The organism is Enterococcus malodoratus ATCC 43197 (genome assembly GCF_000407185.1).
In the GTDB taxonomy this organism is placed as follows: Bacteria; Bacillota; Bacilli; order Lactobacillales; family Enterococcaceae; genus Enterococcus_A; species Enterococcus_A malodoratus.
Map to the genome: position 1 here is coordinate 882418 of NZ_KE136482.1, position 21768 is coordinate 904185.

Consider the following 21768-nt stretch of genomic DNA (forward strand, 5'->3'; position numbering starts at 1 on the left):
ATATGTCAAATTACCATCAGTTATTAAATCAATTATCAGATTTAAATCTTACCTGTATCAAAGAAATTTTACCTGCCCATTTAGATGAAGTAGCTAAAAATGAACAATCTCTAGTTGATTCTTTATTTGAATTAACACATCAAGAAATTAGCTATCGTAGAAAGGAGACCCAAAGAAAAATTTTAAAACGGGCAATGTTTCCCTATCATAAACGCCTTCATGATTTTAACTTTGATTTTCAACCCAAAATCAAAAAAAGTGAAATTCAAGATTTAGTGACATTACGCTTTTTAGACACGTATGACAACCTTTTATTCATTGGAAATAGCGGTGTTGGAAAAACCCATTTAGCCGTTTCAATTGGTTTAGAGTGTATTGATAGAGGGCAGAGCTGTTTATTTATCACTAGTACAGAACTGGTTAATCGACTTATCCGGGCACATAAACGTGGGACAAGTGATACCATGCTCAAAAAATATGCGAGCTATTCTGTATTAATTATTGATGAAGTCGGGTATCTCCCCTTCTCAAAAGAAGGATCTAACTTACTGTTTCAACTAATTAATATGCGATACGAAAGAAAATCAACGATTATTACAACGAATATTCCTCTGTCTCAATGGTCCGAAATTTTTGGTAATAAGAAATTGACTAATGCTTTATTGGACCGATTGGTCCATCATTCTAAAATTATTCAAATTACAGGACCTTCCTATCGAATGAAAAGTTATAGTGAAACGAAAGGAAAAGAAACGAAACGATAAAGAGAAAACTACCTACAATTTCAATGGCCCAAAACCAACATTTTATTATGGCCCTTGACAATTATTGTATAGAAAAAGGCTTGATTGGTGCTATTTAGCAAATAGCTCGTACTAACAAAATGACTAAAAATCTATTTGGCAATACCAACTAACTGAATAGCAAATCCCCCTGCGTTCTATTTTCGATCGCAGGGGGATTTTTGCTTGATATACTTTTAGAAAACTTAGAAGAACATTCCAAAACGATTGCTCTCCCCATCTTAAGAGAAGGAAATTCGTTCCAAATAAATTTTTCGTTCTTCCTATGAAATTTCATTCACAGCGGCTTCTTCTTGTTCTAATTCACTCGCAACAACTTCTTCCTGAACCGCTTGATTGTCTAGGGCTTTGAAAAATGGAAAGTAAATTCCCATAGAAAGCAATGTAGCAGCAATCTCATAAATCCCAAATGACAGACTGCCTTGGACAATTCCATGAACAAGCGGCGGCAATGAGCCAGCGCCTAGAATTCCCATGGGTGCAGTAATAATTCCGAACGATATCAATAGATAGCCTAGCGAAACAATTACTAATGGCGTTAACAAAAATGGAATTAGAAGCATCACATTCAGCATTAATGGCATCCCGAAAATTACTGGTTCATTCACCCCGAATAGCCCGCTCGGAAACACGATTTTTGAAAATGCGCGGTAGCGTTTGCTCTTTGAAAAGAAGAACATATTTGCAACCAAGCCAATCGTTGCCCCGCTTCCACCTAAACAGGCCAAATCATAAAGACCAAAATTGATCGCATGGGGAATCACCTCGCCAGCGGAGACGGCCTCGGTGTTTACTGCAAGATAGCCTAAGAAAATCGGCATCAAAATTGGCAGTACGGTCATTGAACCATGAATACCAAAGAACCATAATAAATTGGAGATCAAAATCAATATTAAAAATGCTGGTAATGTTGCTGTCAAAGATTGCAAAGGCTGTTGAAGCAAGGTATAGATGAAATCAGTCGCCGTTTCAAAACTGGTCAAGCTGAACAAAAGCTTGATCACCCCAAATAATAAGACGATTGCGACCGCTGGAACGAGAGAAGTAAACGACTTCGTGACCATTTCTGGAACTCCTTGCGGCATGCGGATCGTAAAATTCTTCTTAACAAAAAACCGCATGACCTGAATAGTCAATAATGAGACGAAAATCGCAACAAAGACTCCTTTTGCACCTAAGTAGCTTGTGTTCAGATACGCCAACCGCTCTTCTGGAACATCCGTAAGCGGACTAAGCATCAAAAAGCTGACAAGAGAAATCAATCCAGTTCCTAAAGCGTGCTCCTTTATCTTGAAAATATCCGAGCCGCAATAAGCGATACTAAAAGCCATATACATTCCTAATCCTGAATAATTCATAGATCTAATTTTTTTGGGAAAATAACGTTTATACATCGATTTGAGTTGAATTTTCTTTTTTCAACCGGTTTGTACTTGCGAAAACAGATTTCCTTTTGTTTTTTTAACGAAGATAGGGAATCTGGAGCTGTTTTTGGGCGCACGAATCCCTTAGTGATTCCATGTCTTTTTAAAAGCTGATTGCTATTTTACACTTGCCAACTGAGTTGCTGGATTTTGTCCAGTAACTGATAAAACAAGTCTTGATAGACATGGGAGGAGCTCATCCGTAAAAGCAATCTACGGCCACTGCGGACTAATTTACCCGCGACCTTGAACAGGCGGAGCCGCAATGTGTCGACTTGGAATGTCGCTTCCTTTTCAGGTAGACATATGGTCTTCATGAAGTTGACCAGGTTGTAAGCCAACAGGCTTACCATCATCCGTGCATGATTTTCCAAGAAGCTTGAGCTATCCGTCTTGTCGAAATAGAACCCATTTTTTGCTTCCTTGATGAAGTTCTCCATGGTGCCGCGTTTATGGTAAATCTGGAAGATGGTTTTCGCGGATAGTTCCTCGTGAAAATTAGTGACCACGTACTCGTGACTGAACACCAGCTGATTCGATTCCCGAGTCGATTTGATACAGATTCGACGTTTTTGGGACCAGCTATTGGCTTGATAGAACGCGGAATAGTAGTGGACTTCCCTTTCCTCCCAGGGATGGTCGTCCCCAACCAGGACAAAGGTTTCCGCTAGTTTTTCCACGACTTTATTTGATTTCAGGCGGATGACATAGAAACTTTCGTTGGATTCACACGTATCATAGACCTCGGGCGTCGCAAAGCCGCTGTCTCCCCGGACCAAAATATCAGTGCAGGGAAGGACTTGACGGTAATGTGTGAGCATCGGTGCCAGAAAATCTTTTACACCTTTTGACGTATACACATTTCCAGAACGAAGTTCTGCTTTCAGAAAGTCTCCCGTAAGGCCATCGAAGGCTACCAACGGATGATAGCCCTGTGTGCCGTAATGGGCATTGTGCTCAGTCTTTTCTTGATTCCCGAACGTATCCGAATGTGTGGAATCTAAATCGATGATCATTTGGGTATTGTTCCGTTCCATGCGGACCTTGTCCAGCATGGCTTGGTTCAGTTCCTGGAACTGTGCAATGTTCTCCTCGCTGATCCGGTCCCAGAAGCGGGATAGCGAGGCCTGGGAGGCGATGGCTTCCTTATCCAAAACCAACCGAAAAATGGGATCTTCCTTCAAGAGATTGGCGGATGAATCTGCGGAATATCCGGCAATCAACTGGAAGAGCAGCTGTTCGAGCAGGGAGATGTTGTCATGAGTCCAATAAATACGGTCCTCATTGAAGTGGATGAATTGCTTCGCGAACGAATAAAATCCAAGCGAATTCATGAATTCCTTCACCAAGATGAGACCGGCATCTGACGAAAGATTACCACCGGTGTTTGACACCACCATTTTAGAGTTGAATTTTACGTGTTTTTCCTGTAATGTAGCCATTGAGAGAACCCCTTTCTTGGTTTAGTTTAGACACTTTAACCATAGCAGATTGGGGTTCTTTTTGTACACCCAAAGGGTGCGGTAAAAGAAAAGAAGAACCGTGCGTTAATAAGCTTTTAATAGAGTTTCAGAAATTCTATGAATTATTCAGGCTAATAAATCAATCGTAAAATCAGGCACATAATTCAGCAGTGTCCCTAGCTGCGTACTAGTCAAAAAGTTCTGATACGGCTCCCAGCTAAAGCTGGCGATAACCGTAAAGATCGAACCTACCATAATGACACCGAGCAGCGCCATAGACCCTGTACTAACACTCTTTAAGTAACGATTTTCAGAGATTTTGTTTGCTACAGGGATAAATCGTTTTTCCATGAAATCGATAAAAGTATTCATCATTCTCGCTCCTTATTTATTCGACTGAATTCTGTCTTTATACCAGAAATAGCTTTCCTTAGGGATTCGACGGCATTCTTTTACATCGTCATCGGTTCGATCAACATAAATCAATCCGTACCGCTTTTTAAACCCTTGATGCGAACTAACCAAGTCAAGCAGCGACCATGGGCAATACCCCATGACAGGATACCCTTCCTCCACTAGGCGCTCACATTGATTGATGTGCTGCTCTAAATACTCAATTCGATAATGATCTGAGACCTTCTCTCCTTCCAGTATATCCGAAAAGGCCAATCCATTTTCAGTCACGATCATCGGCAGCTGGTACCGTTCATAGATATCACGCATTCCAACGTATAAACCTTCTGGATCAATCCCAAACTCCATCCACTCTGTCTTCTTCAAATAGGGATTATTCCCGAGTATAAATAATTCATTTCGGTAAAATGGCGGCAGCTGACTATTGTCTTCACCTTCAGCCAATGTTCGGACACAGGTGCTGCAATAGTAATTGATCCCAATGAAATCGGGGCGATTATTCGTCAATACTTCAGCGTCCTCTGCCTTCGTTTCAGGATACCATCCTTTGGTCTTTAAATAATTGCTGTAGCCGATTGGGTAGCGTCCAAAGACGGACATATCCAAGAAGCAATTCTGTAAAAAATCTTGAGCATTTCTCGCCGCTAAAATATCGTTTGGCGAGGGTGTTTCTGGATAGATTACTTGCATGGAACAAATTGGACCAATCTTTCCATCCTTAACGATTTCGCGAAAAATCGCGAAGGTCTTTTTCTCAGCAAGTGACATGTGATAGCTCATTTGATACATGTTCTTCATTTTTTCGTCCTGATTCGCTTCATGATTTCCATTTAAATCCGTTGCCGCACTGGCAATCAGCTGCTCATTAATGGTTCCCCACGCTTTCACCCGATCACCGAAATGCCGAAAACAGATCTCCGCATACTTCACGAATAACTCGACACATTTTCTTGACTGCCATCCGCCAAAGTCCTCGACATATTTCTGAGGCATTTCAAAATGATAGAGCGTCGGGAATGGGGTGATCCCATTCTCTAAACAAAGATCAATCAACCGATTATAAAAATCGATTCCTGCTGGATTTTCTTCATATCCCTCTCCCATGATACGCGTCCAATTAAACGAGAAGCGATAAAGGCTGATTCCTAACTCCTTCATCAAGAGAATATCCTCTTCTAAATGATGATACTGATCCGAGGCCACCTTTGAATCTGTCACGCCTGCCGGTACCTTCCGTACATCTGTCGTGGCCAAGCCTTTGCCTCCTTCACCGTACCCTCCTTCCACTTGAAATGCCGAGGTCGAGGCTCCCCAGTAAAATGTTTTTTTCTCCATACGTGCATCGCTCCTTCTTATACTCAAACAATAGCACGTAAGCGATTCCATCCTCGACGACAAAACAAAGCCGCCAGTTTCAAAACTAGCGGCTTTGTTTCAAAATATGAAACTCACGGTAAATAAATCGTTCGCATGTAGTAAAAAATCAACAGCTCCATCACATACAGGACAGATAATCGTCCTTCAGTGTTTTCATTACGCTCTCCGCAAATGATCACCTCATCAGCACTTCGTTCAATCATCGGAGAATTTTTAAAGGTGAAAACAATAATACGCGCGTTCGTCTTTTTCAATGCGGCGACAACCTTTTCATTAAAATAGAAAAAGCCGCCTTCCATCGAAAAGATCAACGCCAAACTGTTTGGTTGGATTTTTTCGATCGTTTCTAGCTGATCAGCCACAGTAAACCCTGTATGAATCCGTTTATCCATCATCGCCAGTCGACTCTGGAAATGCTGACTCATAAAAGCCGCAAATTCTAAGCCGAAAACAACGACATCAGGGGTTTCCGCTATCATTTGAACAACTTCCTGCAGCTTACTTTCGGAAAGATGCTGCTGACAATACGCCAAATTACTATAAAGATTCTCGGTGAACTCCTCCATAAAATCACTCGATGGCTCGTTCGCTTTCATTGTATATTTCTTGTCGTAATCATGAACGATTCCAATCTCAGCTTCGCATGCTGCTTTAAATTCTGTATACGTCGCAAACCCCAGCAAACGTATAAAACGTGAAATTGCTGCAGTGGAGACAAAACATTTTTCACTAAGCTCGTAAATAGTCAGTTGAGGAATCGTATTAAACGAATCTAAAATAATCTGCGCGATAAAGTAATTGTTATCCTGCTTTTTCTGATTATTGATATATCGAAGTAAGATACTTCTCACAGAATTACCCAGCTCCATCTTCCTCACTCCATTCCTATTTTTCTTTAAAGTATATAATGAAACGGAAATCCGTTCAATGTTAGGAAGATGATCACTTGGTGGATGACGGGTGGAAACAAAGAGACCTGCACCCATTTTACAGCTGCAGGTTTTGAGCTAGAAATCAGAGGATCTTCCATGCTTCTTTTCTGTGCGTAATTTTTTTTGTTATTCTTTGTAGGCTCAATTTATGAAAAGCTACGTTCTACTAAATAATCGAATGATTCGTTTTCTTTTATTTAATAGAGTAAAATTTAATGTATCAATAAAAATGGAGGATATCAATAAAAATGGAGGATATCAATGCGGGAAATTGAAAAACTTGAAGCTGGTCTGGAGTATTATTTTTTAGATGAGGAAGTCGCCTCTAGAAAAGCGAACGCTGCCCTATTATGCCAAGAGTTCAACGCTATTTCAGCTACAGAACCAGAAAAACAGGAACAAAAAATACGAGAGATTATTGGCTCTGCTGGTAAAAACATTTCCGTTCAACAGGGGTTCAATTGCGATAACGGAAAAAATACTCATGTCGGAAATGATTTTCTATCAAACTACAATTTGACCATCTTAGATATCGCACCTGTGACTTTTGGTGATAATGTCATGATCGGCCCTAATGTTGATATTTACACCGTCAACCATCCCCTGACGAAAGAAGGCCGTAGAGAATATTTGGCACAAGCATCTCCAGTTAACATCGGGAATGATGTCTGGATTGGAGGAAAAGTCACGGTCATGCCTGGAGTAACCATTGGAAACAACGTAGTGATCGCTTCTGGTGCAGTCGTAACAAAGGATATCCCTGACAATACCTTGGTCGGCGGTGTGCCAGCAAAGAAAATTAAGGATCTCGTTGATTAGTCGTGAAAGACTAAAACTCTGTATACTTAACTAGAAGAAGACTTCTGTCGAAAAAACAGAAGCTTTACGGCATAAGTCTTTTTTTACTTTTGAGACATTACTAACATATTTCACATAAGCCGTATCTGTATATCACTGGCGTCGTAGGATTTTATCAAGCGTTTCAAAGCTACAGCAACAAATCCAACCAATGATTTTACCGTCACCTTCCAATTTTCGAAGAATCGTGTTGGAGGATAAGATGACTTCTGGGATCACCGCCACTGTATTCTCACTTTCCAACATATCCATTAAAACATCCAAAGTATCCACTTTGATAAGCGTTGCATCCGTGACCCTTATCTGCTCCAGATAGTGAAGTCTTACTCGTCTGTAGGGGCATTCTGAATCTCGATTGATCAGTATTTCATTCTTTTCAAATGGGCTTATATTGTTTTTAGCTTTCAGCCAAAAGATGTGCTCTTCTTTCACCTTTTTAACTCGAATTGAAGGATCATTGTAAAAAAATACGAATCCCTGAGATTTTTTTCGCAGGGGTTCGTATTCTTTTAAACTTATATAATTCTCATCAAAACATCCAGTCTAGGAGCAGAATATTCCGCTATTTCTCTTGATAAACAACATACCTTGAATCATTCCCGAACATGCTCTCATCCCCTGTAAAATCGACGGGATAGGGATAGTTTTCGGCTCGAGAGATTTGCTCTACTTCTCTCCCAATCATTGGAATGATATCTTCTTGCTCAGTGTGCTGGACATTCACTAAGTAGCTGAATTCTTCCCCATTCTGCATCAAAGCCAAGGAGATTTTTTTGATCGTTGGGTGATCCTGACCGTACTGAGCGAGAAAATCATTTAGTTTTTCCGGCCTGGTTGCTGGCAGGCCGATCTTTACCGTTGTTTCTTTCGGAATTACGTATTGTTTGGTAAAGAAGCTGCGCTCAAATTGAACACTGTCCGATTGAAGATTTAACCAGACGAGAGAGAGTTTTGGGTTGGCTTCGATAATCTTCTTCAAGTCTTCGAAACTCATGACGGCGAAATGATCGCCTTTTTTAAATGCCGGTCTGCGAGCTTGTACATCCGTATAGATTGGCAGGACCAGCTCTCCTTCAGGTGATCTCAATACTTGCAGACTGCCATCGCTTTCCAATTCTGCGATCAATTCATCTGCTGCTCTTAACCAGCGAGAGACTTTCTTGAAGCCTTGTTCATCTCTTGGAAAATTAAAGAAGTTCGGAATTTTTTCGTTCTCTTTTTTCTCTTTGGGATTGCGCCGAAATAAACTCATCTCACTTACCTCCTAAAAATTCTTAGCCTACACTTCATAGGAACCATAAACTAGGGTTAATATGCCTGTATGTTCTGGATAATGCTCATTGAAAAATGGCACTAGGACTTGCTCCACGGTCCGCTGCTCTGCCTGTCGGTAGGCTCCCTCTTGTTCAAGTAACCCTTGAAGCGACAAAGTAAACGCACCTTCGATCATTTGACCATGCATCTCTAAAATGTAGCTGGCCCAAGCCGACCCTTCATGCCAAGAGACCCAGTAATAATCATTTTGATGAAAATCGGCTAGATTCAACCGGTACTTGCCCCAACCAAATCCCCATAATTTTTTTGACTCCTCAACGATCTTTTTCAGTTCTGCTGCAGAATCAATTTGCTTCACTGTTTTTTCTATCTTCATCAAGATACTCCTGCTTTATGTCTGTTTTTCCAATTTAAAATGCTTGGCTAAAAAATTAAAATCCTTCGAATATTTGTCTTTGATATCTTTCAAGCTTGTCTGGTCGCTGATTTCTTTTTCATCATTCGAATCAATAATAATCGTGATTCCAGTGCCGTCAGAGAAAATATAATACTGCTTGATCGTAGTAAAAATACTGCCCTTATCATCACTATAATTAATTATATACCCTTGTTTGATCCCATCAATGTCTTTTTGCGGATAGGCTTTGCTAAAATCTGTCTTACTGTTGTCGACATAGTCCGATTCACTTTTTATTAGGTTTCCTGAGATAGAAAGCTCCCCATCCACTTCACCTACCTCATTCTTATTAAAGGTAATGTTTGCCGCATTTTTATCATACACGAACTCATCTTTCGTCGGCAGAACAGAGAGTTCCTTAGAATTGAGTTCAATCTCAGAATCACCTAAAATCGCCAGCTGATACCCGCGATTAAACTTAAACACATGATTGTCCAAAGTCGCGACTAGTGGTTTGCTTAGATCTATCGCCCCATTTTGTCGTACGTCTGCCACTTTTAGCGGGAGGACATCCTGACTTTTATCGTTACTGCCCTGCATCCAGCCATAAAAATAGAAACGTCCAAAATAAAGAATGATCGCGAATAGAAATACAATAATCACCCAACTGGTCTTGATTCTTCGATCGCCCGGCTGACGATTGATGATTCTGCCTAAAAATGTGTTTCCATTAAATAGTTTTCGTCTAGCTGGTTTGCTAAACAACTGATTGTATTCATCATCAAAGTTTTTCTTTTTAGCCACGGTTTTTCTCCAATATCTTTTTGGTTAATTCGATTTCTTCAGAATCTTCGCGAATGATCGCTTCATAATCGCTTGTTATGCTTGAAGAGATTACTGTCATGGTCGTTAGGATATTTTCTAACGATTTTTCGATTTCAGGCGTTGGCAGATCCACTTCGGTAATCGCATCGACTTTTTCTGAGGCATCCGCAGCACTCGGGATCGCATGATACAAAAAATCACTGAATTTCGTTAACTCATCTGGATGAGCCATCAGCTCTTGGAAAATTTCTTTAGAAGACTTCAAGCCGCCATGTTCTTTTTCAATCGCCCGTAAACGTTTATTCTTCTTCGTTGCTGCTTCATAACGAAGAATTTGCTGTCTAAGCTCCTCCATCGCTTCATGAAAAATCTCTAGATCCACATTCGACAATTGTTTTTCTTCCTGATAATTTTTGATCCGCTGTCTATACAACGTATTCTGTCTTAGATTAAACAGAACCATTTGAATAAGGCGAATCAGAAACAAGACGAAAAAAACAATGAGGACAATCGGTCCTAATAGGATGATGATGGTTATTGCATTCATTGTGTATTCCCACTTCCAACATTATTTGGCCAATCTTAGTTGCTCGGACCAGGTTCTTTCTAGTACTTCCGACACTTGATAGGAACGATATTCTGGCATAACGCCGCTTAAAATCATCGCTTTCTTGCTGCCTTTATGCTCTTTGAATAAACTCAAGGCCCTTTTGGTCACCGAAGAATAATACATAAAAAAGATCCGTTTATTCTCCTCTTCACTGGTTAAATCCACTGTTAATTTTGCGGAATCTAAAAAGTGGGTATAGAAAACATTCTCCTTTGTTTTCCAGACAAGCCACTCTTTTCCGCTATATCTTAAAACCCAAACCACATTGTTGCCGGTGGTTTTCGGAAAATAATTTGACGCTATCAAGTCATCAAAAAGCTGTTGCAAATTAATTTTGGCTGGTGTATCGATGGTTATTTCATGACTAAAAACGTCCTGACTCATGACCACACTTTCCCGATTAATCGTCACCCGCAAAATAACTCCCCCAAAGCTCGCTCTTCCATACCTTTTGCTGAGCCTCCAGATTGTAGAGGTTCTAAAAAAGGATGAAGTTGTCATAATAATACTTGTTCTCGCGAGAATACTAAAGTCCACTATTCTGCATATATTTGCTGCTTTCAGGAATTAATTTTGTTAGCGGAGAATTTTGCTTTACACTGTTCGTTTTTCCAGCAAATTTGACTCTTCTAAAGAAAAAGCACCTGCCATTTTTATTCGCAGATGCCCTTGTTTCTTCTATTTTAGTACAACGTTCAAAATGTCCTTCATCGTTCTCCATGTAATCTTGTATGATCACACCAAATAGCACAGTTAGTTTAGGAATGAATTCTGACCTTTTAGGATATTTCTCCATCCAAAAGAAATTTCTGTGATACGTTCTAGTTAGTCTATTCCTTGGATCACTTTTATTGGAGGAAATTATGAATAACGATAGGAATAATAGTCCTTACTGGAAACATCCTGCTTATAGGTTCTTCACATTTTTGACATTGTCGCTTTGGAGGTATATTCTTTTAATCACTCTTGTCCTATTACCGCCCAATACCGGAATCGGTCACATTCTTCTCAAAATTATGACCGTAAGTGTGTTATGGATCGCGGAGGCTTCTTGGAAAACCTATAAAAATAAAAAAGTGTCAGCCTAATAACAGTGGCTATCCTATGTAAAAGGAGCGACTTTGATAACTATGCGAAACAACACCAAAATAAATTCCCTAAATATTTTATTCTGCCTTGTTCTTATCCTAATTATTCACATTCCTCATAAAGTCTATTTGATGGCTTCGATACTGATATTCGTTACAGCATTCTTCCAGATAAAAAGATAAATCAATCACTAAACGGCCAGCTCTACTAACGAAGACGATAGCAGCTGGCCGTTTTCTATTTTATCTTGCTGCTTAAATGTTCTCCATTGGTACTTTTTCCTTAGTTTCAATCGTTTCAGAACTTTCCGTTTTCGCTACAATGATTTTCGTTACTACAAACGAAACGGTTACCGCCACAAGAACCACTATAGCGGCCAAGATCATATTCCCCATCTTACCATCAGGTTCAACAAAGAATAATGCGGTTAACAATCCTGGACAAAAGCCCATTACATAACTCTTAAGACCAAATACCCCTGCTACTAATCCTGCTGACACGGCGCCTGCAGCTGTACCAATCAAAACTTTTGGTCTAGAAATTAAGGCGCCATAGAATGCTGGTTCAGTAACTCCACAAAGAGCCGTAAAAGCGAAAGAGTACGTCATCCCCTTCTTGCCTTTGTCTTTCATGCTGGTTGCTACAGCAAGTGCAGTTCCGCCAATGCACAAATTAGAAATAAAGCCCATCACGACATATACCGGATCATATCCTAATGATTCTACAGCCGCGAATCCAATAGGAGATAAAGCTTTATCAAAACCAAGCATAACCATATAAGGATAAAGTGCTGAAAGAAATGGCAAAGCAATTCCACCAACAGTATCCATTAGAAACATCACTGCATTTCCCGCATAAACACTTAAATTTGTTCCTAGTGGTCCAAGAATAATCAATACGATAGGAACAACCAAAACCATAGTCAACAGCGGTTTTAAAAAGTACTTGATCGCTTCAGGAATAACTTTTTCAAGTAATCTATCTATATAATACATTACAAAAACGCCCATAATGACTGGCAGGATGCTTCCGTTATAATCAATGTTGGGAATAGATATTCCAATAAAATCTAGTTTTGTTGCTCCACTAATATTTTGACTGACTAATAAACATCCCAAAAATGCACCCATCACTGGTTCGATTTTCAATCGTTTGGCGGTCGTATAACCTAAATAAACGGGTAAGAAAGAAAAACCGGCACTAAAAATGGCAGTCATTAACAGGGCAGTTCCGCTCTCCATAGGTACATTAAAATAATTCACTAACAAATTTTTAATGGCTAAAATTAATCCGCCAACAATCAAGGCTGGAACAACCGGCATAAAAATTGCTGCACTAAAATTACCAAATTTATTTACATAGTATAAAAAGTTCTTCTTTTCGTCCGTTTCCTCAATGGGCTTTTCTTCGGAATGTTTATCGCTGTCCTTAGCATCAAATTGCGAAACTTCCATAAAATCCTTGTAGGCCTCATGTACACTTGGACCAATAATTACTTGTAATTGGCCGGTTTTACTCACAATTCCTACAACATTTTCAATCTTTTTGATTTCTTCTTCGTGGACTTCCTGCTTGCTTTTGTAGTGAATTCTTAATCTCGTAGCACAATGTTCCACGTGAGTGATATTACTCACCCCACCCATGTTATTTAGAATTTGTTCTGACATTTTTTTAAATTTCATGTCAATACCCTCCTTTAAATGATTATCATATTAAGAGGTTTGGCCAGCAGTCTCTGTCACCATCCAATATAGAGGTACTATTAATACATACCAGCATTTTTCAGCACTCAACTCCTTTCATTTATTGGAATGATCGAATGTATACGCATACATTTATTAGGTTGATAGTCGTATAATATGGATCAATAGATAGAATTCTTCCTCATGATTAGCTAAATATCCATATTTTTGTTTTAGCAATAAGCTGATCTCTTTAACACATTGATATTGTTCACTGTAGGCTTCTTTCATAGTATTCAACATATCCCGATTGGAATGAGCCTCACTTCTAACATAATTGCTATTTACGATTTGTTGTACAAAGAAGCGGCAATGAGTAAGAAAGCGATCATAAGCTCGATTATCTTCTTGCTCTATTGAAAAATGCCGATCCACGATTTCCTGGATCAATGTAATTATCTCGATAATCGTATAATTTTGCATCATATTAAAGTCTGATTCAGCATTAACAATATGCAACGTAATGAAATTCGCTTCCTCCCGACTGATCGTCATACTTAGATAATGATTAATCAATTCAATAGCTGTTAGAGCAATATTGTATTCTTCTTTATAAAGCGACTTAACATTTAACAGCAAAAGCGAATCAAAATCGACACCCTTTTTTATCCGTTCAATCATCATCACTATATGGTCTGTCAAGGTTACATAAATGGAATCGCTAATCTTCTTCGTACTTTTTTCTTTGATATGAGCAATGACTCTCTCACTTAATAAAATGTAATCCAAAGGAATCGAGGTGACGAGTTCTTCAAAACGATGATTGATTTCTTTGGTTAGTTCAAATTTCTTTTCTGCCAGCTTTGGATTGATCTGATCCTCCTTTTGCATGTTGAATGCTAACCCCTTGCCGACTAAAATTACTTCATTATTGTTCTGATCTTCTACCATTATCGCATTATTATTATAGATTTTTTTTATTATCATAAGCTTCTCCATTATGGATGTACTTCAGCGACAACTGATCCTCGAACAACCATACCTCTTCTTAAGAGATGATGCATTTGTTTATTCAGGCTAATTACAAGTACAGTCTCATCGAACCCTCGATCATGAACTACTTCCCAATCGACTTTGGAAATTACGGTTTGGCGATCTACCCTATCCCCTTGCCGAACCTGTGAATCAAACGCTTCTCCGGCCAACTCAACCGTATCAATACCAATATGTATTAAAATTTCTGAGCCATCTTCCGCCTGAATACCAATTGCATGCCCAGTATCATAAACCATACTAACGGTACCAGAAACTGGACTGTACAGAGATGTCTCTTTTGTGATAATACCGAATCCATCTCCTAACATTTTCTCAGAAAAGACCTCATCTTGAACGTCCCTTAATTCAATTAACTCCCCTGTCGCAATGCTAACTAATTCCGTCATTTGTTTTTCTCCTTTGACTGTTGGTCCGCTGAAAATTAGCGCGGACCAACAGCCTATCCATCTATTTTGTTTCAGTTAGAACAGCTTCATTTGCTTCCGCGAAATAATTGATAATATAATCACGGTACCAGAAATAACTCTTTTTAGGAGTACGAGTAAAATCATTTTCAAAATCAACGCGAACAAGACCATACCGTTTTCTATATCCATTAATCCAACTGTAAATATCCATGGTAGACCAATGATAATACCCCTTAACATTGACCCCTTCGTCCATGGCCTTTCGCATATAGAATAAGAATTGTTCAAAAATTTCAATTCGTTCATCATCCACAACATAACCCGTTTCGTCTGGTTCTTCATAGCATCCATGACCATTTTCAGTAATCATGATCATTGGGTTTTCATATCTATTTTTAATTTCTTTCAAGGCAGTATACATAACACGTGGATTTACTTCACGTCCCCATTTATTTCGGCGAACAGTCTCATCAAATGAAGACTCAAAAATGTTCTCCACTCGAATTCCTTCTTTATTATTGCTGCCAGAACCCTTATTATTATGAAACACTTCCGTTTTTCCTTCTTGCCAATCGGTTACATATTGACGGTTATAAAGATTTAATCCTAAATAATCTCCCTTACCTAAACGAAAAAGCTCTGTTTCATTTTCAGCACGCAATAGCGTAAATCCAAAAATTCCGATCATTTTTTCCAACTCAGGTGGAAGTTCACCTAAAAGTGCTGGACATAGAATTAAACGATTATAAAAGAAATCTGCAATTTCAAAAATATTTTCTGATTCTTTTGTCGCCGGATCTATTTCGACGCTGCCATTATCATGGACAATTCCGATAACTCCGTCAATCTTCATCTCTTTGAATGTGTGGATAGCTTTTGCACTTGCCAGCATTAAGTTATATTGCGATTGAAAATATGATTGGAAATCTAACTTGCGATTCGGCGGATAGTTTCCCACTATGTTTGTGCAGTAAGCGTAATAGCGTGGCTCATTGATTGTTGCCCATAATTTCACGCGATCACCAAAGTTTTCAAAGCAAATCTTGGCATATTCATTGAAATAATCCGTGATCTTACTATTCAACCAGCCGCCTTCTTTAGCTAGTTCTAAAGGTAAATCATAGTGGAACAGCGTAACATTGGGTTCAATATCCTTTTCTAAGCAGTAATCAATCACTCTATTATAAAAATCGATTCCAGCTTGTGATATTTCTCCATAACCCTTAGGCAAAATTCGACTCCAAGCGATAGAAAATCGATACGTATTTTGCTTTCCCTCTGCCATCATATCTATGTCTTTCTTGTAATGATGATAAAAATCACTTGCGCTATCCCCATCTTCTTGATTGATATTCAGAGGGCTATGATGATTGAAGTAATCCCATTCGCTGATCCCTTTATCCTCCTCATCCCAAGCACCTTCACATTGATATGCCGCAGTTGCTGAACCCCAAAGAAATTGTTTTTTGCTAAAAATATCCTCATATTTTCTCATATTAATCGTCTCCTCCCAATTAATCGTGCTTTCATCTCTAACTATCTTTATTATATAAGCAAACAAAAAATGGAGTGGTTCACATTTTGAACCACTCCATCTTACGTTTATCTTCTCTTATATTTTGAAATATAGCTTGAGGAAATCAAATCAAATATGTATGCTATTCCGTATTTTCCATAAATTCCTAAATAGTCATTCGAAAAACTATGTTTGCTGATATAAAATATTTTGTTATAAATTGTTTGAAACTCTTCGCTTCTAGAGGCCGTAATCAGTATCTTTCTTCCCTTTATTTCAGACACCCATTCATTAGCGATTTCTGCGAACTTACCTGATGCAGATACTGTGATGATTAGGGATTCCGCTGTAAGTGACTTTATATTTTCATTATTGGTATAGGCATTCGAAACAATTTTAATTTCTTTATTTCCATAAATCAATTCTTGTTGAAAGCGGATAAGATCACCGCTAGTATTATTCGCACATAGCAGTACAACGTCTTTGTGTTCATGTATAAGATCACTAAGTTCATCCACTATTGCGATAGTAAAAACACGATCAATATCTTGGATCATAGTAAAGATAAGCTTGTTCAATTGCGTTCGATGATTCAATAAATCATCCTGTGAACGATATTGTAGATTGCTGGGAAAGATCAGTTTGGTAACAGAATCCTTCAGATCACTAAAATTACTGTATCCTAAACGATTGCAAAATCTTCTAATCGCAGACCTGCTGGTGAATGTTTCATCGATGATTTCATTCACAGACATTTCGGAAATTCGATCCAAATTCTCCACCAAATAGACAGTGATCGCATAGTCGCTATCCATAATCCCTTCATTTAGAATAGAACTTAATGAATTCAATAGTCCTAAATTATTTATATTCATCTCAACACCCCTTCCACTACAATTATATCAATAGAAAAATTTTAGGAATAGTCCGAAAAATATTCATCTCTAAATTATTAAATTGAATAGCCTCGATACTATAAAATTTACGTTATCACAAGTGAATAACCAGCTAAACGATTCGTTGTTTAGCTGGTTATCTGTTGAAAGCTCACATTATAATTTTTTTGAATTTTTCTTTTATATATCATCTATGGGAAACATAGGACGCATGATCAACTTAAAGGGCAACGAGGCCGTATCTTGCAAAGTCGCTCCTTTGGTTAAAGACATCACACACAATTTTCCATGTTCTTTTAGCTCTGGGAAGGCATAGCCAATCTTGACCACTACAATATCGTAGCTATTCCAATCAACACTTGCTGCTTGGAATTGAGGGTGCTCTACAAATGGATGGTTCGTATCTGTGATCAGAATATCAATGGCTCGATCGACTACAGAAACTGTTATTACGCCACCAAAGTCACCATCTTCACCGAAAATTTTGGTTTCTCTTTGTCTTCCTTTTGCTTTGACCTTCACTCTTAATTCTACCTCAGAAGACAGTTCATCCAGTTTCATGCCAAGCAAAATATCTGTTTCGTCATCTACTTTTAACTTATCAAGTTTGCTATAGGTTTTCTTATCGTGAATAGCAGCAAAAAGAAATTTCTTTCCTTTCGCCTCCGATAATTCCAAAATCTGATTTAATAGAAACGTATTTGCTCCCATCGCTCCTGACGTGACATTATCACCCGAATCCGTAATGAACACTGGTTTATCGTTGTACTCAATTGCCATTTTCAACGCTTCTTCTGGAGATTTGGTCAGCCCCGTATAATGGAACGTATGGCGTCTTTCCCAAATATAATTTTCTAGATTATCCGCCACTGTTTCTGCATAATCATAATGTTCATTGTCGTTTGGTATGACAACAATTCCGCATCCAGCATCTGGAGTATCATGTCTAATATATCCAACATGCCAAGACGCGCTCATAATCCTGGAGTCCATTTCAATTTCAGCTAAATACTTATTGATGCTAACAACCGGTTCATCGCTTGAAACACTCTGTTCACCGCCTAATATTAGCGGTAATTTTCGATAAATAGGCGTCACCGTTTTTCGACATTTCAAAATAGAAATGAGATTTTGAAAAACAAATTCTATCGTTTGATTGATATCAGTATGTGGTGATTCTCGATAACTGCGAATAATTGTCGCGTTCTCAACGTAATCCTTGTTCAAGTTCCCGTGAGGATCACAAGTAATTGCGATGGGTAAATAAGGTCCGACTATCTTCCGTATTTCTCTCAGAATATGGTGATCACCAGAGCCTATTTCTTCTACTTTACTCGCGCCATGCAAATGTAGATAAATACCATCAATTTCCTTAAGGTTTTCTTTCATAGTAGAAAGTAATTTCTCTTCAATATATTCAAATGCTGTTCTCTTCATAACTCCATTAGAAGCCCCGTCAGCGTAGATTCCCGGAATTAGTTCTATCTTCTCCGCTAATCCATCATTCTTAATCTGCATCCTTTCAATACAATCATCTCCATAACAGATATCCATATTTTCTAAGTCCGTCTTCATCGGAATGTTTTCGTTTGCTTCTAACACAAACTTTGATACGAATATTTTCAAAGTAATCTTCCCCTTACTCTTTTTGATAGCGTTAACTATCCTAACTATACAATGTCTGTAAAAAGTAAATGATCCATTATTTGAACCATTGATAACCTTAAAGAACAAAGTCATTTTGTGTTATTTCTAGTAATAGGAAATATCAGGTTATAGATAATGATTAGAACCTTCTCCAATAAAAAAATAAACATTAAGTTCGAAAGTACTCATTTGCCTTCCCATATGTAAAAGTATTATCAATTAGTGGTTTTACTTCGTTATTCGCTAAATCACTCGCCATTTTTATTGTTTCATTATAAATATATCTCACGGGTGCCGAGCCTACACTCAATCGGCGTACACCTATTTCTTCTAATTTATCGAAATCATTACATTCACCATTCAGAATAATATTGATCGGTGCTGGGATATTTGCTTTAAGTTTAGCGATTACTTGCTCATCCATCGCTCCCGGGATAAAGATACAATCCGCTCCTGCTTTCGCGTAAGCATTCCCACGAGCACTTGCAACAGTCATCTTTTCATCGTCATCTCCCACATTCAACCAGTAAGTGCATGTGCGGGCGTTGATAACAAAATCGATCCCTAATTCCTGTTTCAATTCTACAAGAGCCTGAATTTTTTCAACCTGTAAATCAACAGGAAGTAAATCGCCATTCGGCAGGCCATCTTCTATATTGCACCCAATCGCTCCCGCCAGAATCAGTCTTTTGGCATTCTCTTTGACCTCTTGAACAGATTCTCCGTAGCCTCGTTCAAAATCAACAGAGAGCGGAATCGAGATCCGCGCAGTAATTCGCTTTACAACCTCCAGTAAATCTTCAAAGGAAATATCTTCGCCATCAGGATGGCCCAAGTCATAGGCAATCCCTGCGCTGGAGGTTGCAACTGCTTTAAATCCTTGTTTTTCAAAAACATAAGCACTGCCAACATTCCAAACATTTGGTAAGACAAACATTTTTTCTGATTGATGCATCGCATAAAACCTTTTGGCTCTTTCCTTTTGTTCATTCGAAATCATTACTTCGCCTTCTTTCAATTGGTTAGAGTGCCGTTCCTTTGATTGGAACTTTAAACTGCGCGGTGTCTACTCCTTCTAGTTCCAATAGTTTTATTTTCTTATTTATCCCGCCGGAAAAACCTGTCAGGCTGCCATTGGTCCCGACGACTCGATGGCAAGGAATAATAACAGAAATCGGATTGTGCCCGACAGCGCCGCCGACCGCTTGGCAAGACATCGAGTCTTTTTCTAAAATTTCCGCTGTTTTTTGAGCAATTTGTTTATAGGTTATCGTCTCACCATAGGGGATTTGTCTTAAAACGGACCAAACGGTTTGACGAAATTCATTGCCAATTGGATGTAGCGGCAGTTCCGAAATCTCAGGATTATTTCCCGCAAAGTATTTATCCAGCCATTTTTTGGTTTTATCAAACAAGGCTAAGTGATTATTTTCAACGCTGTTCTCTGGCAACGTATCTCCGAAATATTTTTGATCCTTCATCCATAAGCCGATCAGTTTGTCATCTGTACCTGCCAACGTGATCTGACCAATTGGTGAAGAATAATTACTGTGATAGTACATTTTAATCCTCCTTTTTCTTTAAAGAATTCCATAAAGCAACGATGGCGTAGCTGCGCCAAGGCCGCCATTGATTTGCCCAATCAAGCATTTCTTTCTGATTCATCGGAGCGAGCGCTTTTTTTATACCGACATCAGTTTCAAGAAAGGCGTCAGTCCAATTGAGTGCCCGCATCGCTATATACTGCGCCGTCCATTTGCCAATTCCAGAAATTTTCACCAGCTGCTTCATTTCTTCCTCTGGATCAGCCGGAAACTCAAGCGTAAGTTCATTGTTTTCAAGCGCCTCGGCCAACGCCAAAATCGTTTTCGTTCTTGTTCTAATGACACCTAATTTGCCAAACTGTTCTTCAAGCGTATCCGCTAAATCTATAATATCCGCCGGTGTGGGGAAGACATGCGTCAACCCATCTATCGGTGTTTCGATTGGTTTCCCATATTTTTCTACCACCCGTGCAGCTAAGGTACCCGCTCCTTGAACCGTAATTTGTTGGCCAAGAATGGCTCTGACAGACATTTCAAACGGGTCAAAACAACCGGGAATTCTAGATCCGATTAAAAAATTGTCCATATTCTTCATTGTTTCATACACAATCTCGGGATCGCAATACAAGTCAAACAGCTGCCGTACTTTCTTCAATACTTGGGATAAAACGGGCAGAAGGGACTCACTGACCGTCACCTTCAGCACACTTTTTTCTTCATCCGGCCGTACCTTTATCCAACCGTAATAGTCGGCTCCTTGAATACTTTTTACATGAACTGTTCTCAGATAGTGTCCCTCCTGAATAACCTCAATCCCTTTGATCGCACGCATTTCAAAAAAATCAAGTATCTCCTGCCAGCGATAAGGAGGACGATACCCCAGCCCAAGCGTAATCTGGCCCTCTTCCTTGTTCCCAGTGCCATTTCTTTTTCTTAGATCTGTCGGCGTCAGATTGTATTGTTTTTTGAATAAGGAATTAAAGCGCCGCAAGCTGCCAAATCCAGCGGTCATGGCTACGTCTAATACAGGCAGATTGGTATCCGTCAGTAAATTTTTGGCAAGCAGCAAGCGGCAGGTCTGCAAATATTGGATCGGAGAAACATGGTATTCTTCATTAAATACTCGTCGCAGATGCCGATCGCTATACCCAAGCTTTTCAGCAATTTCTTTCAAACTGCTGATATTCCCGCAATGCTCTTCTATCATATTTACTGCTTTAGCAAGCAAGTGGTCATTCGGATTCATCAACGCCGCTTCGGGTGCTAGTTCAGGACGGCAAAGCAGGCACGGCCGAAATCCAGCAACTTCTGCCTCCGCCGCAGTTGTAAAAAAGCGGCAATTCTTTTGTTTTGCTCTTTTTGCTTTGCATACAGGACGACAATAAATGTGCGTCGAGGTTATTCCAACAAAGAATCGACCGTCAAAACGACTATCTTTTGCCATAAATGCACGATAAAGGTAGTCTTCTGAAATTTGTTCCATCACTTACACCTCCAGTCTTATTGTACCAATAACATTCAGTCATTTCTGGTCATTTTCGGACATAGCTTTT

22 protein-coding genes are annotated in these 21768 nt (G+C 39.1%); 2 read left to right on the top strand and 20 right to left on the bottom strand.

Translation table 11 applies throughout. From position 1 onward, the window contains the following. The first annotated feature begins 2 nt into the window (after window positions 1–2). The gene (gene istB, locus I585_RS14110; RefSeq protein ID WP_003129321.1) at window positions 3–764 is read left to right on the top strand and encodes an IS21-like element helper ATPase IstB; all 762 of its coding nucleotides are present in this window, start codon (window positions 3–5) and stop codon (window positions 762–764) included. Window positions 765–1066: 302 nt separating this feature from the next. On the opposite strand, the gene I585_RS14115 is transcribed toward istB, so the two are convergent. The 5 genes from I585_RS14115 to I585_RS14135 form a co-directional block, all read right to left on the bottom strand. Next, window positions 1067–2197 (bottom strand): PTS sugar transporter subunit IIC, encoded by a 1131-nt coding sequence (locus tag I585_RS14115; protein ID WP_081631785.1) that lies wholly within the window; start codon window positions 2195–2197, stop codon window positions 1067–1069. Between the two features lie 152 nt (window positions 2198–2349). Beyond that, on the bottom strand, window positions 2350–3669 hold the full coding sequence (locus tag I585_RS14120; protein WP_016249953.1) for an IS1380 family transposase: 1320 nt from the start codon (window positions 3667–3669) through the stop codon (window positions 2350–2352). A 147-nt stretch (window positions 3670–3816) separates the two neighbouring features. After that, complete coding sequence (locus I585_RS14125; protein WP_034709033.1) at window positions 3817–4062, bottom strand: hypothetical protein; 246 nt, start codon at window positions 4060–4062, stop codon at window positions 3817–3819. 12 nt (window positions 4063–4074) lie between these two features. Next, window positions 4075–5439, bottom strand: a complete 1365-nt coding sequence (locus I585_RS14130; RefSeq protein WP_010742464.1) for a glycoside hydrolase family 1 protein — start codon at window positions 5437–5439, stop codon at window positions 4075–4077. Window positions 5440–5552: 113 nt separating this feature from the next. Beyond that, a complete protein-coding gene (locus tag I585_RS14135) occupies window positions 5553–6350 on the bottom strand; it encodes a MurR/RpiR family transcriptional regulator (protein WP_010742465.1) in 798 nt (265 codons plus the stop codon). Between the two features lie 324 nt (window positions 6351–6674). Between I585_RS14135 and I585_RS14140 the strand changes: the two genes are divergently transcribed. Further along, complete coding sequence (locus I585_RS14140) at window positions 6675–7232, top strand: sugar O-acetyltransferase (RefSeq protein ID WP_010742466.1); 558 nt, start codon at window positions 6675–6677, stop codon at window positions 7230–7232. Between the two features lie 132 nt (window positions 7233–7364). Here the strand turns inward: I585_RS14140 and I585_RS14145 are convergent, their stop codons facing one another. The 15 genes from I585_RS14145 to I585_RS14225 all read right to left on the bottom strand — a co-directional run bounded on the left by I585_RS14145 (window position 7365) and on the right by I585_RS14225 (window position 21698). Then, the gene (locus I585_RS14145) at window positions 7365–7703 is read right to left on the bottom strand and encodes a type 2 periplasmic-binding domain-containing protein (RefSeq protein WP_010742467.1); all 339 of its coding nucleotides are present in this window, start codon (window positions 7701–7703) and stop codon (window positions 7365–7367) included. Between the two features lie 130 nt (window positions 7704–7833). After that, window positions 7834–8523 (bottom strand): enhanced serine sensitivity protein SseB C-terminal domain-containing protein, encoded by a 690-nt coding sequence (locus I585_RS14150; protein ID WP_010742468.1) that lies wholly within the window; start codon window positions 8521–8523, stop codon window positions 7834–7836. A 27-nt stretch (window positions 8524–8550) separates the two neighbouring features. Continuing rightward, a complete protein-coding gene (locus I585_RS14155; RefSeq protein ID WP_010742469.1) occupies window positions 8551–8922 on the bottom strand; it encodes a hypothetical protein in 372 nt (123 codons plus the stop codon). Window positions 8923–8937: 15 nt separating this feature from the next. Next, complete coding sequence (locus I585_RS14160; protein WP_010742470.1) at window positions 8938–9747, bottom strand: hypothetical protein; 810 nt, start codon at window positions 9745–9747, stop codon at window positions 8938–8940. Beyond that, the gene (locus tag I585_RS14165) at window positions 9740–10315 is read right to left on the bottom strand and encodes a 5-bromo-4-chloroindolyl phosphate hydrolysis family protein (RefSeq protein WP_010742471.1); all 576 of its coding nucleotides are present in this window, start codon (window positions 10313–10315) and stop codon (window positions 9740–9742) included. Before I585_RS14165 ends, I585_RS14160 begins: the two co-directional genes overlap by 8 nt. A 21-nt stretch (window positions 10316–10336) precedes the next feature. Then, the gene (locus I585_RS14170; protein ID WP_010742472.1) at window positions 10337–10795 is read right to left on the bottom strand and encodes a hypothetical protein; all 459 of its coding nucleotides are present in this window, start codon (window positions 10793–10795) and stop codon (window positions 10337–10339) included. Window positions 10796–11721: 926 nt separating this feature from the next. After that, window positions 11722–13149, bottom strand: a complete 1428-nt coding sequence (locus tag I585_RS14185) for a PTS transporter subunit EIIC (RefSeq protein ID WP_010742474.1) — start codon at window positions 13147–13149, stop codon at window positions 11722–11724. Between the two features lie 156 nt (window positions 13150–13305). After that, a complete protein-coding gene (locus I585_RS14190) occupies window positions 13306–14136 on the bottom strand; it encodes a PRD domain-containing protein (protein ID WP_010742475.1) in 831 nt (276 codons plus the stop codon). Window positions 14137–14147: 11 nt separating this feature from the next. Further along, window positions 14148–14591: a PTS sugar transporter subunit IIA gene (locus tag I585_RS14195; RefSeq protein ID WP_010742476.1), complete on the bottom strand. Its 444-nt coding sequence runs from the start codon at window positions 14589–14591 to the stop codon at window positions 14148–14150. Window positions 14592–14652: 61 nt separating this feature from the next. Next, complete coding sequence (locus I585_RS14200) at window positions 14653–16107, bottom strand: glycoside hydrolase family 1 protein (RefSeq protein WP_010742477.1); 1455 nt, start codon at window positions 16105–16107, stop codon at window positions 14653–14655. Between the two features lie 107 nt (window positions 16108–16214). Further along, the gene (locus I585_RS14205; RefSeq protein WP_010742478.1) at window positions 16215–17003 is read right to left on the bottom strand and encodes a MurR/RpiR family transcriptional regulator; all 789 of its coding nucleotides are present in this window, start codon (window positions 17001–17003) and stop codon (window positions 16215–16217) included. 201 nt (window positions 17004–17204) lie between these two features. Further along, the gene (locus I585_RS14210) at window positions 17205–18650 is read right to left on the bottom strand and encodes a M81 family metallopeptidase (RefSeq protein WP_010742479.1); all 1446 of its coding nucleotides are present in this window, start codon (window positions 18648–18650) and stop codon (window positions 17205–17207) included. 190 nt (window positions 18651–18840) lie between these two features. Beyond that, window positions 18841–19671, bottom strand: a complete 831-nt coding sequence (locus I585_RS14215; RefSeq protein WP_010742480.1) for an isocitrate lyase/PEP mutase family protein — start codon at window positions 19669–19671, stop codon at window positions 18841–18843. Between the two features lie 22 nt (window positions 19672–19693). Then, complete coding sequence (locus I585_RS14220) at window positions 19694–20233, bottom strand: methylated-DNA--[protein]-cysteine S-methyltransferase (protein WP_010742481.1); 540 nt, start codon at window positions 20231–20233, stop codon at window positions 19694–19696. A 1-nt stretch (window position 20234) separates the two neighbouring features. After that, window positions 20235–21698, bottom strand: coding sequence for a DNA-3-methyladenine glycosylase 2 family protein (locus I585_RS14225; RefSeq protein ID WP_010742482.1), 1464 nt, complete (start codon window positions 21696–21698; stop codon window positions 20235–20237). Between the last annotated feature and the right edge of the window lie 70 nt (window positions 21699–21768).